Below are 16817 nucleotides of genomic sequence, written 5' to 3'. Positions count from 1 at the left end.
CAATACCCCACAGATTATCCTGACAGATAAAACTCCATCCGTTCATAGCAAATGTTAGGGGGCGTTTAGAAAGTGTATTTAATTGGATTCGCAGCTCCTCTCTTTCTATATTTAGGTGGAACCCTTTTTCGAATATAAAGTTCTCGAATGTGCTGTTCAGCCAGAGTTCCGACAAAGCCAGTTCTACCTTCTCTATCGACATGGAATTCAGGGAAGTTTTCAATAGTTGCCTCCATCCATTTAGATGGTTTGAATACTTCAATAATGATTCCCTGAACAACAGCAACAACATACTCTATCTTCTTTAACTTTTTTGTTCCAAGTTTCCATGCAAATCTGGTAGCATCGTAGATCCCTTTTTGAGTAACACTCTTGTTTACCGTAATCATTAATATTTTATGTTCGAATATCGCTTCTTCTGCAGCATATTTATTCACAATTTCAAGGGCGTTCATTGGTCCGTATTCGTTACTTCCCGTTCCTCCTTGGATGTTGTTCACCTCTGGGTATGCATCAATAAGGGCAGCTTCAACTTGTAACGCCACGCTTTCATCCATTCCATGTCTGTGGATTACGTGGATTACATCAAGTCCAGCGTTGTGAATTTCTCGTATCGTTTGAAGTTTATCCTCAAGTTCGTCCTTTTCATTAGCAGCTAAAGCCCCCTTCATGTGTTGGAAAACCCTGTTTCCTTTGCCCTTTCCTACATAAAAGGTTTCTCCGTTTCTGGGATCTATTAACCGATAAACGTAATACTTAATTTCTTGAATTACTTCTTGCGGGAATTCAGTAAGTTGATTCATATCTTTCAGTTGCAGTCATGCCCCCTAACGATTACTGTATGTTTTCGTGGCTGAATTCAAGGTAGTGAAATTTCGGTTTACCACGGAGTCAATCAGCAAGATTGACTCGCTAAATTTGTCTTCCGAAGCTAGTCAATCTTGCTGATTGACGGGGTTTCTTCGAAGAACCAAAGCCTCGAAAACCACTAACCAGCCATGAAATATACAGCGTGTAGTAAACCGTCTTTTTTATGTGTTTTGAATGAAATAGCAAGCGATTTTAGTTTCTGGTTCGAAAAAAACAAATAAGTCACCATCACTCCAAAAATTCATTTGTTCAAAATATTGCTTGTACCAATCATCTTCTGGATGAACATTGGTTTTTGATACTTTCACATCTATATAGTCTCCAATTTGACAAAGGAATCTCATTGTTCTTTTAGATTCAGGACATAGAGGAATATCTGGATATTGAATCCAATTTGGCACACCTGTTATTCCATATTCAGAAGATTTATTAGTCTTAAACTTTTTTTGTTCAAAGATTATGAATGAATCAGACTTGAGATCATCATATGCAGTTCCAGTTGAATCTATTTCTTCTTGATTAAGAATCTTTGGGTTTAATGGATCTTTATAGTCAATCCAAACTTTATCTATGTCAAGATAAATCGGGCAGATTAAGTGTAGATCAAATGGTAGCCAAGTGAATGCTTGATCCTGTTGACTTAATTTACCAAGATATTGAAATGAACCAGGACATTTGTTTTCAGGGATTTTAAAGTCACTTGGAATTTCACCTCCTAAGTAATTTAGACCACTATTTGACTCTTGATAGTCATACAAGTCATTAGGTGTTAAATTTTCATATTTCAACTTGTCTATAGCTTCATTGATTTTCAAGTTGTCAAACAAATGCCCAGAAGTTTCTTGAACACCTTCTGAATATAATTTTGCATTAGATAAAAGATTTTCTGAGTCGAAATTTAACTCAATGTAAGTACCGAGGTTTTCAGCAGTTCTTTTGTCTACTAACTGTGTTTTGATAAAGCTAGTGTAATGCTCTTGTCCATCTAATTGGACTTCCCATCCAGCTAGGTACTGTCTTTTAGAAGCCGAATCTGAACTTCCTGAAAATATCTTCTTTAAAAAACTCATTCTTCTTAATGGTTTACAACATGCGTGTAAGGGAACATTTATGTCCCTTATACATCTATAATAAAATTAAGTTAAGTAAAAATATTATTTTATAATGCAGAGTAATCAACTTTAAATTGATTAAACCATATATTACTCTAAATGAGTGATTTAATTTAGCGGTATATTATGCGGATATTATACGTATAATATTCACTTATTATTTGGTGTAGCAGAATCAGTAATTATTTAAGATCGTTCAAGTTATTTACAAATGTTTGGTGATTGTCAAATAATGTTTATCAACATTTTTGTTTCTAGTTTGTACAAAAAATACTATTGAAATAAGTAAACCGCTTAAAAACCACAATTTAAACTTCTTCTTCGATAATCTAAAAAAGCAACTTTTAGGCTTAAGCTTACCTAGTATCAAAGAAATACCAAAAATAAAGGTTGCATAGATAGTCCCCAAAATGGAGATCTTTATAAGTTCGAATATGAAATGGAAAAGTGCTTCCATTAATTATAGTTGTTCAGCTGATCAGAAAAGATTTTACTACAGTATAGTAATCCTACACCTTGTCAATTTGCGTTTTGCTCTGCTTCTCTATCCAATTCAAAGATCATAGTTTCAAAATTAATATACTTTGGCTCGAAATGGCTGTGCATCTCATGATCCCATAAAACTATGGCATAGTCAAAGCCTTTGTGGTCAGTGGTAGTATCGAAACATAGTAATCCCCAGTCACTCCAATGGGCAAATGGTATCTTGCCTTTATCTATTAAAAACTCACGAGGATATCCATCAAAAATCATTTCGGACAAAGACGCTCTCCAAATTCCTGAGGGGTGTTCGCAAAATGAACATTCATCAATTTGTAGTTCGTAGAAATGTTTGTACTTTAAAAATCTCTTGTAAGATTCGGGAAGCATGTGACCTAGCCGTGACTCAAACTCATTAATTTGCTCATCAGTAGCCTGACTTTTAATTGGATTCCATGTTTGCCATTCTTCGTTTTCATCTTGGTTAGGGTCTGCCATATCTAACACTATATGACATGGAAGCTTATTTAACTCGGCATCTATTAGTTCTTGTAGGTATTTGTCAATGATTTTTTCCATCTTTTAATGCAAGCTAGTCATTTATACGTATTGGTAATTTCTAAGCTTCAATTAACTGCTTATTAAGATCTCCTACCCTACTTGCTGTGAGGAGCCCGCGTTGATTCAATGCGAAGCGGTACGGGCTACTCATTTTTTTACCACATCATTATTGGTTCATCTTTCCATAAGATCAACCTAAACTCTTCATAATGATTTCCATTTCCAATTGTATGGCTGTCTCTATGTCCTTTTCCTAATCGTAATTTATGAACCATACCAGTGCATGAACCTACCCATAATGTCTGTTCATCATCAGAAATGGCCATACCGCCTATTGTAGAGCCAAGAAAATGTCTCCATACATACTGCCCTTGTTGGTTGAAAGCTCTGATATATCCGTAAGCATCTCCTAGTATGTATAAGTCTTTGGTAGATAATCCTGCATACACCCGCATGCCATCATCAATGACCTTATAGTTGTCACTTTCTTCATAAGCTTCAACCTTTAAACCATCTAAGTTTTCTGTTGATACCCCAATGGTCATGCCGTTATAAAAATGGCAAGAGTTAGTAATTAACTGCTTATCATCTGCTGAGAAAAGACAAAAATGCGGGTAAGAAGATTGGGGGCCAATTTCTCCGATTTCTTCTCCATTTTGATTCAAAATTCTATGGTCGGCACATTGATCTCCTACAACTATATATTCATTAGAATTAGAGATTGTAGCGTTCTCCATATCTATATAAGAAGTCAATTCGTCATCTTCTAAATCAGGCACAGGGTGAACCATCTTTTCATCTTTGTTGGATATAATATATATACCTTCAGAAGTGGTTAAAAGAATCCTAAGCCCATCATTAAAAGGTATCAGGCTTGTTATTTTTAATCCTTTAGTTTCTGATAACTCAAATGTTTGAATGATACTCCCTTCCCATCCTTGCGTTGTTACAATTTGATTATTGGACGCTATGGCAAAGACATTATTCCTCTTAGACTTGCCAATGGCTTTAATTGACGGATCTAGTTCAATTATTTTTTTGCCGTTGAGCACATAGGCTTGTCTTTTCTGATAAGCCGCCCCAGTAAAAAATATTATCTTATCGTTTTCAACAAAATGCAGTTGTTCAATACTTTGACCTTTAGCTTTAAAAATCTTTATTAAAGGAGTATGTGCTGGTGGATAATCATTTCTAAACTCTTCGATTGAATCATTTTTGTTTGCCTCCTTTAGCAGATTGATGACTTCATCTGTTAAATGATCTCTGTTGTCTTCAGGCTCTTCTCCTTCCCAATTCTCCCAACCATTTTTTTCTCCAAACTCGACCATTTCATTGATCTTGTTAGCATACTGACTTCCCAGTCTATTCCACTCCTCCTTTAGGTTAGCTTTGTCTTGATCTTCCTTTGAAAAATTTAATTCCATATTTCAATTCAATTATAAGCAATGCACTTATTTTTAGCTGTTTATGCATTGCATTTTACTTCATATAAGATTAAGTTCAGTAAAAATATTACTTTATCATGTATTTGTCACTAATATAAATGAGTTAAACTATATTTTATCTAAAGTGATGGAATAAATTAGTGGTATATCATTTTAAAATGATAGGTCTGAGATATATCTATGCATAGCATTGCTTAATCTAATAATTATTTGTGTTTATTATAGCTTTCTCTGTATTTAGACAATACAAATTATTTTGTTTAATACCAGCTTTATCTTGCCATAACACTATTTTCAAACCTTATGAAGGGGCGAAAACCAATAAACTATAGATTTTACTCTTTAAATTGGGTTGTCTAGGCTGTGAAATTGCGCCATTAGTTATAAATTAATCACCTCCATGGCGTATGACCATATGCCGGTGGTAAAAAATCCTATAACAATGTCTACCCCAATAATGAGGTTAATAAGTCTGGAATTTAACCTAAATTGCTCGGCAATAAGGCTACCAGTAATTAGTGTAGGCATTGCAGCCTCAAACACACTAATGCGGGCAGCCTGACCGTGTACATTAAATAATAGCGCTGCGAGCAACACCAATGCAGGAGCCAAAATGAGTTTATACACCGTGGCCATAGATATTTGATAAATCTGCTGCTGCCAGCCTTTAAATTTTAATTGTAAGCCAACAGAAAATAAAGCTAATGGTCCTACTGTAGCTACTAGTTTGTCAAAAAATATTTCGGCTGCGCTCAAATCAATTACAAAAGATAATATTAATGCTGATACGCAACCTATTAATGGAGGAAAGCTTATTAACCGTTTAAAAATAACTGAAGCTTTGACTCCCTCCGTTTCTGAGCGATTTCCTTTTACAGCGCATACAATGCCAGCCGTAGACAATAGCACAAAGAGGACCTGATCACAGATGATGGCTATACTCAAATCCTTTTCGCTATAGTAGGCCATTATCAAAGGAAAGCCAATGAATGATGTATTGCTGAAGCCACTGGCTATTTCTAATGTGCTTCGAGATCGCTGGCTGTATTTTTTGTATCTACAATAAACCTCCATAAAAATCCAGCTGCCTAGCCATACTATAATAGTAGATATAGCTGGAAACAACATTTCTGTGCTCCACTGAATTTTAGGTATATACTTAAATGATACAGCGGGTAGTGCAAGGTAGAGCACCCAGGTGTTAATACTTTTGTGTGCGTCTTTGGGGATAAGGTTGGCATATCGAAAAATAACCCCAGCGGTTATGCTGAATGCAATAAGTATAAAATTTATCATTGTTAAGAGAAGCTAATGTGGTAAGCTTAATATTTAGCTACAAAATTAACTTGATAAGAGGTGGTATAGATTGTATAAAAATAGCAATGACTTGTATATTTATGTCAAATTTTATTCTACTTGACAATGCTTAAATTAAATCAGTTTTACAGGCTTAATATTCAGGAGTTGGATGATAGTGAGTTACCACAGCAATATCATAGTCAGAATTATTATGAATTAGCATTTATATATCAAGGTAGTGGTACGCATTTGTTGAATAAAACGAGTTTACCTTATAACTCAGGAGACTTACTTATTATATCTCAGGAAGATACACATCATTTTGAGCCCGACACAAAAACTAAAATAATAGCCATAAAATTTACAGACAGCTATTTTAATGATGCTGAGCAAAGGAACTATTATAGCCATATGGGTTTCAGCCCAGAAAGTATAATGAATAATAAGAGCTTAAACGAAACGATTTTAAAGTTTAATCCAGAGGTGAGAACTATTCTACGGACTACTATCGATAACATTTTGCTCTATCAAAAAAGTAATGATGCAGCTTCTTCGCCCATAGTATTTTACCAAATCCTTTCCATTTTTGGTATGATCAAAGAGACAATGAGTAAAATGCTAATAAACATTAATCATAACCTGCCGGCAAAGGAAAAATTAACCGCGTACATCCATCAGCATATCTATAATCCGAAAAACATAAAAGTGGCCAATGTGGCCAGTCAATTTAATATTTCGCCTGCTTATTTTAGTTCCTATTTTAAAAGGAAGTTTAATATTTCTTTCAGAGACTACATTAATGAATACCGTATAAAGCTCATCGAACAAAGGCTGGCGTCAGGCCGGATTTCAATTAAAGAGATTGCTGATGAGTTTGGTTTTAATGATGAGAGTCATTTTTCTCACTTTTACAAAAACAAAAGAGGCATTACGGCTACGCAATATATAAAGATGAATAACAGCAAATAAACACTAAAACCAGCTTTCTCTCCCTATGCTTTAATTTCTTTAAATTATTGTTTTAACTGCCTTCCAGGGTGCTAATGCACATTACAGTATCGTCCAAAGTGATTGGTGGAGTCCCCAGTTTATAAAGTATAATGCCGTCTATCGGGGCTGTGTATTTTTCTAGCACTTCTCCAAACTCATCGGTAGTATAGCCTACAGTATCTCCTTTTTTTACATGGTCCCCAGCCTTGTAGTTGCTATAAAAAATACCGCTCACTGTGGCCTTAATGTAAGCTTGATTGTTATGGTATACAATATCCGAATGAGGGCCTTTTTTACCTTCATACATTTGCATATTGTCAAGCATATTGTAAATGCCTTCTTTAATCAAGGTAACATTTTCTGGTTGTACATTTCCTAGTTTACCGCACTCGATACTCAATGCGGTTTTTCCATCTTGTACAGCCTGTTTAAATGCATATTTGGCTGGTTCGGTATCGGCAATGGTGTAAGGGTAAGAAATTACGTATTGAAAACCGCTATTTATAGATAGGCTTTTTGCTAAAGCAGTCTGTTCCTTATGTTTCTTGTTGTCATAATAGCACACGAAAGGTAACAAATCTTCACAGGCATCTCCACCATGCACATCAAGAAAAACATCACTTACAGGGATGATGTTGGTGGTTATATAATTAGCTATAAGTTCTGTAATGGTACCATTAGCCTTACCTGGAAATGCATTGTTGAGGTTCTTCTGATCTTGTGGATTTATAAATGGTGTGCGGGTGTAGAATGACGATGTATTAGCAATCGGTATTACGACCAATGTTCCTTTAAGTTTTTCTGGTTTAATCTCTCGTAATAATTCCTGTACTGCCATTATAGGAGGATACTCATATCCATGTACACCAGCAATGATAGTAAAAACTGGACCATCTGACATACCTTTGATGATAGATATCGGCAAAAATGCATCGCGGCCATTATTATCTTCAAAATCAATTTTCATTTGGGCTTTAGAAGATTGTTCTAAATTGAGAAAATTGGATTTAAATGTATTTTGCGCTTCTACCAAAGTGGTGGTTAATAATAGCGCTAGCGATAAATAGAATTTGGATACTCCCATATTATTTTTTGACTAATGGACTTTAAGCGGGTGCTTATTACATAGGTACTGACCATAGCACGTGCCCCTGCGTGCTCTCTGTTGTATATTCAAATGCCTAAATAACATCAGAGAGCTACAAGTCTATGATTTTCAGCAATCTAATCCTTCAAGAAGTACTAAATTATTCTACTATTTTAACTAATTCATCGTACCCCTTAATATAGTGTGTGGCGTAAGCTGACTGTTGTTGTTGATTCTTAGCTACTTGTATAGTGGTAAGGCCAAGCTCATGTCCGGCCTTTAATTCTGAATAGGGGTTGTCACCAATTATAAAAATGCTATTGGAGCTTAAATTATAGCATTTTAAAATATTTTGGAAAATTCCCTTTTTGTAAATCCTATGTTGACTATCAATTTCATCAATATACACCTGATCAAAAAGGTGTTCTAATTCAAGCGCTTTTATCTTTGCTTGCTGAAGTTTTTCAAACCCTGTCGTAACCAAAATTCGTGCTGATTCTACTTGCTCAATCAATTTGAAGTCTGGGTAAGGGCTTATGTCAAGCTTGTAATCAATGGTATTAATTGCCTTAGAGAATTGGGCTCGTATAGAGTCTTTCAATTCATATTTTTCCGCCACATGATCAAAAGGGTAAATCCAGACGTCTGAAATTATTCTCTCAACCATCGAAACAGGAAATAATGAACTGATACTAGCCTTGAAACTACCTATCACTGGCGCTACATGATGATGACTGATAGAATTAGTATCAAAAATAGTATTATCCAAATCGAATATTAGAAGTCTTTCGGTGCGCATATTGAAGTGACAGATATTTAAAATATAAAAATATTAAAGTCAGCTTACAGGTTTTTCATTAAACCGATGAAAGTGTAGTTGAATTATTCAAAATTTATGCCCAATCAGTTTTCTATAATGTCTAGTCTATTGGAAAATCCTCCATCGTGTTCTTGAATATAGATGTAAAATGGAAAAAGTAAGCTGGCGTGTGTTAAACGTTTGGGCATATTGATACAGGAAAAAATAGTTTCAAAAAGTGCCAAAGCCTTTAGGCCACATAATTCTCGGAGGTAGTCATTCTCATCATCAAGACTGCATTCTTCTAATTCATCAAAATAGACGGCATCTTCCAATATTTCATAGTAGTTGCAAAAAGATATAGGTCCCATGGGGCCCATCACTTCATTGTCTATTTTATTACCTAAAGACAACTCGGTAGGTTGCAGCTTATTAAGGTCTAGAGATCCGTAAGTGCTGAATTGAATTTCACCCTCTACAGCATTAAAATGAAAAACTAGTGATTGTATCGGAGCTTTTCCATTCAATAAGTCGTTAAGTTCGTTACAAGCATCATTAATTTGAATTTCAGCGTCATCTGTGATGGCCATTGAATCAATTAAATCAACCATTTTCTTCAAATGAGCCTTTATCACTTCATTGGTGTCATCATCATCACCTTCATCAAAATCCTCAATTTGAGCCATGTATTTGGCCTTAGCATTATTATAATTTTGGTGACAGCTTAAAATCTCTATTTTATTCATCTTATTGTAATAGGGTTTAATCGTAGTATTTATGTTAATATATGAATAATAGTAAGTGAATGGTTCTGCTGATATATTTTTTTGCAAAAAAATTAGACAGTAAGCTGATGCATGAAGCTTTAAACCCTAAAGTTTTAGTTCGCAGCAATGGTTTAGGGTATTGAAGTCAAAAACACTTTGCATACAGTCAGGTATTGAATAGTTTAAGCACATTTAAAATCTGGTAAACAATTGTATCCTTAGGTTGGGGAATACAATGGGATAACCTGATGAATCGTCACTATTTTTATGTAGCGATTTTCGATTTTTGCTTTCCGATACAGTGAACCAGAGACCTGTCTCGAACCGGAAGCCAAATCTTTTTGAGAGGTGTATGTTTCTTCCTGCATATAATTCCAAAAAATATCTATCCCAGTAATTTTCTGTGTTTTTTTCTTTGTTGTAAGTAAGCTGTTGCTTGACGTACCAGCATGGCTCACCTTCATATTTTTTTGATGTGCTAAGTGTAAACTCGTTTGTTATAGCCAAGGTATATATGTCAGATATATCATCTTTAAAATATCCTACTTGCAGGCCCACTGCATTGACTTTAAGTTTTTTCTTAAACCCCATGTGTACGAAGTCAGTGAAGCTTGCTCCGGCATAAATTTCGTTAGTATACTCTTGTGCAAAACCCTTTAAGCTGTTGGTTAGAAATAATAGAGTGCATATACACCCAAGTACCACTCTTCTGGTAAGAATTTGAACCATTGTTTTATCCTTTGAACAAATAAAGATGCATATTTTAAATTATTCTACTAAATAATTATACGGATTTTGAATAAAAAAGCACCTTAGGTGTGCTAAGGTGCTTTAATTAAAGATTACAATAGATTAAAATAACTATTCTGCCAATACTCTATGATGTATTATTTTATCATTAATCATAAGCTTAATGAGGTATACACCAGGTTCAGTATTAGTACTTCTTTCCCAAACATATTCGTAATTACCTTCTGTTTGTTGATCGTGAACTAGTGATTTCACTTGTCTGCCCATCATATCAAAAATCATAAGGTGTACATCTGCCGACTTGGTAAGCTGGTATGCTATAGTAGTAGAACCTTTGAATGGGTTGGGATAACAATTGATTTGAGTTGCTATGCTCTCCTCTCCTATTTCGGCTTCAACATGCTCTAGTTGTAGATCATTAGGCACAGCAACAAAACCATCATTGACTTCAGATACCTTAGCCATAATATTTTGACTCGTTACGGTGACTTCAAGTCTAAAAGATTCTATTCCATTTGGAGTTTCAGCCTGCACTATATGATTGTAGATGCCTTCAGTATTTAAGTTAGATATTACAAAATTAACTTGATCGCGATATCCGCTGCCATATAAGCTATAATCATGATCTATCTCCTTGTTGGTAGCGCTTAGCCAAATAGGGAAATCTACTAATTTGTAAGAGCTTTGAAGCACTCCATCATTCCTTATGCCTAAGCTGAAGTTAATATCTGTGCCTAATGGGGCAGTTTTCTGAATATTAGCACTTTCCCAAGTAACAGGATTTTTATTTACCAGGAAGCTCCATGTAAATGCTTCAGCTCCATTGCCATAGATGTCTTTTATTTCTCCTTTAGGAATGTTTACCGTAATCATACCACCTTCCAAATCCTTATCAGTGTAAGTAGGAGTTATTACCAACTGCCTATCACTAACTGTAATATGTTTAGGAATATTGGGTGTAGCTTCATCATTCTTAACCATATCTAAGGTTATATTATTGGGGACAACAGTACTTAATACCTTATTGTAATTCACTATGATACTGTTGCCTGTTTTCCACTCCGTATTATTGGCAGGATTAACTCCTGTAATGGTTGGTAATTCTTTATCTATTCTAATGTTAATCCATTCACTAGGTGTTTTATCTTTTCCCCAATCACTTGTACCTGATGTACACGCTGGTGTAATCCTGAATTGGTAGTTGGTTTTATCTTGTAACGCAGCCACGTTAATGTTATAGTTGTAAAAACCCTGAACATCTTTATGTTCGTCATCTAAGGTTATACCAGGAGGAAGTGACTGGATTTCGCTGCTACCTTCTACAATATATTCTACTTTCAAACCTGTAAGTCCTTCTACAGGATTAACCACCTTGAACCTGAAAGGAATAATATTATGAGCCCCTTTAATAATCACATGGTTGTTGACTGGTGCAGCTACTGTTATAGCTTCTACACAAGGAGCAACAAACCTTGCCTTAAGATTAACCGATGCAAACAGCTTCGCATTGCTCAGTTTATCCATACTAAAAAGTAAAGATCCCCCATCTGCTTCACAAGCCGACATAAATTTCAATATCACTTCCTCTTCGGTGCTGTGATCGGAAATTATGCTTATTACAGGTGTGGCAGCACTATCTTTGTGCATTGTAAAAGTTTGACTATTGATAAAAGGATTTCCGTTGAATAAAACTGTCACGCCATTATTTGAAGCATTATCAACACTTAAAACATAAGACTTTTTCTGATTATCTATGGCAAGTTGAGTATTGGTTAATTTTAGTTGATAATCAATTTGTTCTCCTACAGCAGCAGTTTGATCTGTTGCCCCTAATGCAATCATTTCCAGTCCTTCCCTATTTTCTGTACCTGATTCGTATGGGCATTTAGATTGGCCTGCAAATGTTTTGAACATGGGCGTGCCGTACTTAGGGTCGGCTTTCCAAGCGACAGAAAAGTGGTCATATACTTCATCGTCTAACAAGTTGATGGTATATCCTTTTACTTTTTCATCTTGGTAAGCATTGCTGTAAGTATGTTCAACAGAAAGATTTACTGATGAAGTTAATTTTGCAAGGAATCCAACTGCGGCTACATTTGAGCTAGATGCATAACCACTACCAATTTTGGTGGAGTTGTTATAAGTATTTCCTTGGTTTTCAGTAGTATTTACATCCAGTTGAATATTAACCTTTCCTCCAAATGAAAATTCATCATCTCCCGAGATAGTAAATTTTTCTGGATCATCTATCTCCTCGTGACCAGTAAAGAAGGAATCCGTAAATGAAGCAGCCTCGTCAATATTGTTAATTCTATCTATATTTTCTGTAAGAATAGATAACCATTTATTGTATTCCGTATTAGCATCTGCTATTTGCTCCGCTGACGAATTAGGATCTTCTACAATGATTTTTAACTGGTTTTGTAGCACACCCTTAATGCCTGCAGCGGTATAGTAAAATGGTGTGGTATAGTCAAACTTAACCACATCTCTATTATTTTCTAGTATAGGAGTACATGCTTGAATCACTATTTTTCTTCCTTGCCCAATAGTCATAATCTGCCCTCTACCGATAAATACATCAGCATCTTCACCTACTATATCTTGAGCTGCATTAGTAGTGATAGAGTTTTTAATAGTAGAACTATGAGTTGTGGTCCAATCACCTCCTTCTGCGTGATTAACAGAAGCTGAAGTAGTGACAGAAATTCTCGATTTGAGCAATTGATTAATAACCCCGCCTACAAAGCCGCCTATCAACACAGAATTGTTATACTCATTTCCAAATTCTAATCCGAAGTTTGAGCTCACTTCACTATTGATGGAGTGTTTAATAGTTCTGCTAATTGTAGTTCCTGAATTTAAGGTAATATAACTATTGTCTCCTGGAGGATCATGTAAAACAGTCATTACATCAGGGTTTACAATCGTGAAGTTAGGGCTAGTCATTTCACTACCAGTAATGTAAGCTTTAATTTCGGCATTGAATTGTTCTACAATTCCACCTGTTCTTGTCAGCGTTAATGTTAATTTTCTCGGAGTAGCTGGAGCACTATAATTAGGCGTGCCTGCAGTAAATATCATACGGGTCTTTCCGCCTTCATTAATTTCTCCTGAATATTCATCAGCCTGGGCTAAATCACCACTAGCCGTATATTCTATTTGATTAATCATACATGTATCTTGGCCGTATAATTCAAATGATTTTATTTCCATTTCATATGATACACCACTTTCTAGTGCATAAACACCATTACATAATGGAGTAATTAATGAATCATATTTGCCAGATTGAGATATGGCATAAATAGAGGTCGCGCCAGCCACCGGATTCTTCCAATCAAATTCATAAAGAAATGAGGCTGAATCTATTTTTATGGTCTTGAAATTTTCTAATACACGACCATTGTCCTGATTGACAAGCTTTACTTTATAATATCCTGGAACTAAACCATCCACACCAAAAACGGTATTATCTTCATTGAAATTTGCTTTGGTAATCTGTTTTTCAAAGGTATACCCCACAGGTAAGTCGGTTCGTTTGATGCTACCGGACCACTCTCCTGCTCCATAACCACATGGAGTTTCAATATAGCCGGTGAAGCTGTATCTATTTGTGATTTCAAAATCAAGTTCAGATTTTGGACTCAGTACTTCTGTAGTATATGATTCATCTACAATGTCTGCAGCCAATTTTTCATCTTCATTGGCAGGAACATAATTGGTTTTGTAAGATTTCTGATAGTTAACTGATTCAAACTGCGTTTTTAAAGCTCCATATAAATTAAGTACTGTATTATGTGAATTAGGAGCACTACTTATGGCCCTAAACGTACTGTCATTACCTGAAAAGCTATAAGATAATTTTAAATGCTTTGCATCTAGAGGTGATATTTTACCACTTTTAATTTTTATGATATCATCGTTAGCATATACCGTATCTCTGTATTCTAATTGATCTAAATATCCGTTGAAAGGCGTTAATAAAGAGTCATTTTCGACTTTGGCACCTACATATAAATTAGGGTTGGGTAAGTAAGTATATGCGGAGGCTGTTTTTTGTTCATTATTCCCTACCTGCAACGTTAATATCCCTGCCTGATAGGTTAACCCAAAAAACATCCAATCTGATGTGTTTAAAGCATTGTCAATAAAAATTAAATCTTCATTTTCAACCAAATTAGTCAAGACTAAGTGAGTGTTATTCTTAATCTTTAATTCTAAACCATTACCAATATTGAGAATAGTTTGTTCCAAACTACCGTTATTCGATTTTTTTATAAAGCCTGTCCAAGTACCTTCATTTTTATCATGATTAGGGATTTTATCAAGTTTTGCATAAGATGATCCGCTAAATTGTAAAGATTGAGCTCCGGTAGTATAGGTCAATACATTAGGATTGCTCACCTTAAATGTTTTGTTACCAAGAGCTGAATATATAAGGTAGTTGCCATTGATATCACTCAAGGCTTCTTCTTCTGATTGTGGCACTCCATCTACCATCATAGTAATACCCATTGGAGCCGGTATTTTTTCATTGGATTCTGAAGGCTCGTAATAATAGAATAATCCGGAAATTGGCATTTGTGAAATATCAATGAAATTTTGAATTTTTTGATATTTTTCTTTTGAATCAGTGTCATACTTTAGGTTTATGGTATAAACACCCGGATCAAACTGATGCTGTAGATCTGGATACCCTTCTATATCTTTAAATGGTATAATATGAAAAGTGGATTGATCTTGTGTGTCATAAGCTATGTTGTTTATAAAATAGTCTCCATTCATGTTAGTTTTAGCTTTATAAACTAAATCTATTTGCTCTATAGTAGTTGAGTTGTAGGTGAGGTCATTTTTCGCATAACCAGTATAATAATCCGCTCTCCATTTTTCGCTCAGGTTATATATTTTTGAAGTTCCTTTTAAGTCAAACCTGTAGTTGAGCATCAAATCAGTTTCGTCACCTGCTAAATAGCTATTGTAAAACCAAGGTAAGCGGCTCGCTGCCTGCTCTAAATTCCAGTCCCATGCACGGAATTCATCTAGTTCATATTCGTTGGCGGTGTTATAATTGATTTGAAATGAATAAACATTATTAGCCGGAATGTTTAATAGGTTTGCTTGAGAATTATTTTCAGCTAATGCACCATCAATAAACATGGAGCCTTCAGCAGCAAATACAATTGCATAGTGGTGCCATTTATTATCAGGAATGGTATTGGTTAGCCTTACTTCATTTCCTATAACAACTTGCATTTGATTACCATTGGCCTCTATCTTACTATCGCCTAATTGATATATGCCATTAACGCCTGTACTCAAGCTCCCTTTATACCAGAAACTAATAGTATAATCAGCGTTTTTACGAAAAACAGCTACGTTGTTTACCGTAATTTGCTGATTGCTGTCATTAAATTTTAAAGCTGCACCTTGCTTCCATTGTGGTGTTGTGGTAACCTCTACATCTTGTATGGGTTTATTGCCCACTTGTGAGTTGATTCTTCCCTCGATACTTCCATTGTAATATACATAGCCTTGATCTACACCAGAAATAATATTATCAATGTCATTAGCCACTATTTTATATTCATATAGCCTTCCTGGAATAGCCGTTGCATCATGATAAGTCAGTTCAGGGTTGCCAGCATAGCTCACAGTTCTTTTAATTACTTGACCTGTAGTTATGTCTGTTCGGTTAATTTCATAGCCATTAACGTCTTTCACATGATTCCATCTCAAATCAATTTTAGATTCTGGATCTGTAATGTCTTTACCTTTGCTAGCCGTTAAAAATATAATGTTGTTATTTAAAATAGGATGGCTTGCGTCTTGGCTTATTTCCAACAATGTGGTGTTTTTATACTTGCTTACCCCACTGGCTATATGATTCGCTCCAATGTAATTATTCCACTTAACATTAGTTAATCCTGGCAATTGCACGTGTTCAAAAGGGGAATCGATATTAGTATCCGCCAATAAGCTAATTAAACCAGATTGTTTTTGCGTCTCCAAATTGCCTTTTCTTACGTAAGTTTGCCAACGGTCCATACTCACGTCCATGGCATCTCTGCTCGAAGACCATAATCTTATTTCAGTTAAAAATATTTCTGCCTCCTTCTTCTTGTAGAAATAAAGACTTCTAATTACCAAATCATTGAGATTAACCTCATAGACCCCATATTCTTTACCGTTGATTATGACTTTAGCTTCTGAAGCATTATCGGAAATGGCCAAGGCCACATGATGCCATGTGCCTGCACTAACTTCTGCTGACAAATCAATAGTGTACGATTGATCTTTGGCTTTCAGCTTTAGAAAATGCTCATCGTGCATAGATAAGCTAAAGTTTTCGCCATTGTCAGATAAGTCAGTTAGTCTCCAATCATTACCGGGTTCGGCTGATTTGATCCAAAATTCAATAGTAGCCTCCCCTATAGCTCCTACATTTTCATTCTGTAATAAATCCGAATTCAAATCTACTTCGAGATTGAAATAAGAATTATACTCATTTTTTAGCATATGCAGTACCCCGGGATCCACTGCCTTGGCGTTAAAGCCAAGCAGTATAAATACCAGTAAGGAACTCCACACCCTTATATATCTAGTAATTATTAATTTCATTTTTTTATTATTTTAATTCTTAATCATGCTAATGTT

11 protein-coding genes are annotated in these 16817 nt (G+C 35.2%); 1 reads left to right on the top strand and 10 read right to left on the bottom strand.

Annotated elements, in window-relative coordinates; all coding sequences use genetic code 11:
• Positions 1–65: 65 nt before the first annotated feature.
• The 5 genes from ACXACQ_RS16710 to ACXACQ_RS16690 all read right to left on the bottom strand — a co-directional run bounded on the left by ACXACQ_RS16710 (position 66) and on the right by ACXACQ_RS16690 (position 5764).
• Positions 66–803 carry an LEM-3-like GIY-YIG domain-containing protein gene (locus tag ACXACQ_RS16710; protein WP_474977108.1) on the bottom strand — a complete coding sequence of 246 codons (738 nt, stop codon included), beginning with the start codon at positions 801–803 and terminating at the stop codon, positions 66–68.
• A 228-nt stretch (positions 804–1031) separates the two neighbouring features.
• Positions 1032–1940, bottom strand: a complete 909-nt coding sequence (locus ACXACQ_RS16705) for a hypothetical protein (RefSeq protein ID WP_474977107.1) — start codon at positions 1938–1940, stop codon at positions 1032–1034.
• A gap of 561 nt (positions 1941–2501) precedes the next feature.
• Positions 2502–3041, bottom strand: a complete 540-nt coding sequence (locus ACXACQ_RS16700) for an SMI1/KNR4 family protein (protein WP_474977106.1) — start codon at positions 3039–3041, stop codon at positions 2502–2504.
• Positions 3042–3178: 137 nt separating this feature from the next.
• Entirely contained in the window at positions 3179–4447 is a 1269-nt protein-coding gene (locus tag ACXACQ_RS16695) for a hypothetical protein (protein WP_474977105.1), read from the bottom strand.
• 402 nt (positions 4448–4849) lie between these two features.
• Entirely contained in the window at positions 4850–5764 is a 915-nt protein-coding gene (locus tag ACXACQ_RS16690) for an AEC family transporter (protein ID WP_474977104.1), read from the bottom strand.
• A gap of 126 nt (positions 5765–5890) precedes the next feature.
• Here ACXACQ_RS16690 and ACXACQ_RS16685 point away from each other — a divergent pair, with 126 nt between their 5' ends.
• Positions 5891–6736, top strand: coding sequence for a helix-turn-helix domain-containing protein (locus ACXACQ_RS16685; RefSeq protein WP_474977103.1), 846 nt, complete (start codon positions 5891–5893; stop codon positions 6734–6736).
• Between the two features lie 52 nt (positions 6737–6788).
• Here ACXACQ_RS16685 and ACXACQ_RS16680 read toward each other — a convergent pair whose 3' ends face one another.
• From ACXACQ_RS16680 to ACXACQ_RS16660, 5 genes are all read right to left on the bottom strand, one after another.
• Positions 6789–7841: a succinylglutamate desuccinylase/aspartoacylase family protein gene (locus ACXACQ_RS16680; protein WP_474977102.1), complete on the bottom strand. Its 1053-nt coding sequence runs from the start codon at positions 7839–7841 to the stop codon at positions 6789–6791.
• 163 nt (positions 7842–8004) lie between these two features.
• Positions 8005–8643, bottom strand: a complete 639-nt coding sequence (locus ACXACQ_RS16675) for an HAD family hydrolase (protein ID WP_474977101.1) — start codon at positions 8641–8643, stop codon at positions 8005–8007.
• Positions 8644–8747: 104 nt separating this feature from the next.
• Positions 8748–9389 carry a hypothetical protein gene (locus ACXACQ_RS16670; RefSeq protein ID WP_474977100.1) on the bottom strand — a complete coding sequence of 214 codons (642 nt, stop codon included), beginning with the start codon at positions 9387–9389 and terminating at the stop codon, positions 8748–8750.
• A gap of 213 nt (positions 9390–9602) precedes the next feature.
• Entirely contained in the window at positions 9603–10139 is a 537-nt protein-coding gene (locus ACXACQ_RS16665; RefSeq protein ID WP_474977099.1) for a hypothetical protein, read from the bottom strand.
• 132 nt (positions 10140–10271) lie between these two features.
• Positions 10272–16781 carry a LamG-like jellyroll fold domain-containing protein gene (locus ACXACQ_RS16660; RefSeq protein ID WP_474977098.1) on the bottom strand — a complete coding sequence of 2170 codons (6510 nt, stop codon included), beginning with the start codon at positions 16779–16781 and terminating at the stop codon, positions 10272–10274.
• Positions 16782–16817: the final 36 nt, after the last annotated feature.

This window comes from Fulvivirga sp. AWR4_260 (assembly GCF_056158185.1).
Note: the sequence above shows the minus strand (reverse complement) of the source record. Positions and strands in the feature narration are given on the sequence as shown.

Excerpts from the sequence above, each read along its gene's own strand:
- ACXACQ_RS16710 (WP_474977108.1), bottom strand. The coding sequence starts at position 803 with ATGAATCAACTTACTGAATTCCCGCAAGAAGTAATTCAAGAAATTAAG.
- ACXACQ_RS16705 (WP_474977107.1), bottom strand. The coding sequence starts at position 1,940 with ATGAGTTTTTTAAAGAAGATATTTTCAGGAAGTTCAGATTCGGCTTCT.
- ACXACQ_RS16700 (WP_474977106.1), bottom strand. The coding sequence starts at position 3,041 with ATGGAAAAAATCATTGACAAATACCTACAAGAACTAATAGATGCCGAG.
- ACXACQ_RS16695 (WP_474977105.1), bottom strand. The coding sequence starts at position 4,447 with ATGGAATTAAATTTTTCAAAGGAAGATCAAGACAAAGCTAACCTAAAG.
- ACXACQ_RS16690 (WP_474977104.1), bottom strand. The coding sequence starts at position 5,764 with ATGATAAATTTTATACTTATTGCATTCAGCATAACCGCTGGGGTTATT.
- ACXACQ_RS16685 (WP_474977103.1), top strand. The coding sequence starts at position 5,891 with ATGCTTAAATTAAATCAGTTTTACAGGCTTAATATTCAGGAGTTGGAT.
- ACXACQ_RS16680 (WP_474977102.1), bottom strand. The coding sequence starts at position 7,841 with ATGGGAGTATCCAAATTCTATTTATCGCTAGCGCTATTATTAACCACC.
- ACXACQ_RS16675 (WP_474977101.1), bottom strand. The coding sequence starts at position 8,643 with ATGCGCACCGAAAGACTTCTAATATTCGATTTGGATAATACTATTTTT.
- ACXACQ_RS16670 (WP_474977100.1), bottom strand. The coding sequence starts at position 9,389 with ATGAATAAAATAGAGATTTTAAGCTGTCACCAAAATTATAATAATGCT.
- ACXACQ_RS16665 (WP_474977099.1), bottom strand. The coding sequence starts at position 10,139 with ATGGTTCAAATTCTTACCAGAAGAGTGGTACTTGGGTGTATATGCACT.
- ACXACQ_RS16660 (WP_474977098.1), bottom strand. The coding sequence starts at position 16,781 with ATGAAATTAATAATTACTAGATATATAAGGGTGTGGAGTTCCTTACTG.